Source organism: Enterobacter cloacae complex sp. P13B (assembly GCF_014895915.1).
In the GTDB taxonomy this organism is placed as follows: Bacteria; Pseudomonadota; Gammaproteobacteria; order Enterobacterales; family Enterobacteriaceae; genus Enterobacter; species Enterobacter bugandensis.
On the sequence record NZ_JADBQN010000103.1, the window covers coordinates 1 to 469 of the forward strand.

1 pseudogene is annotated in these 469 nt (G+C 32.2%); it reads right to left on the reverse strand.

Annotated elements, in window-relative coordinates:
* Window positions 1-105: 105 nt before the first annotated feature.
* Window positions 106-469, reverse strand: a pseudogene (locus IM273_RS22055) (hypothetical protein); the annotation flags it as partial.

Below are 469 nucleotides of genomic sequence, written 5' to 3' on the forward strand. Positions count from 1 at the left end.
AAATAACCCCCCAACCTATAAGATCATTAATGCAATCATCTTTAATACTGGTAAATAAACGCTTAACACAACGCCAAAGAAATTCATTTATCAAGTTAAACATTATTACATCATTCTCTTTAATGCTTGGGTAATTTCCTCATTCGAGGCTAAGCTAATATTCAGATATCCTGCTTTCAGGATAATCGGTTCGATCAAGAAATACAGCATTTCTAATCCCTCTCTATATAAAGCATTATAAAATAATGGACAAAAATATTTTAGATTATTTGCACTTTCAGCAGCATGTTGAACAATGCCATAAATATTTGCGCCTCCCACCACCCATCCGACTCTGCTACCAATTTTTTTCATTAATGCATCTTGAACTACTAAACTCATCTTATTCCCGTAGCATATATAAGATGTCACAGTATATATTAAACCATTTTTTGAAATGTATTTTATAGAGTAGTGTGTTGTAAAGGGT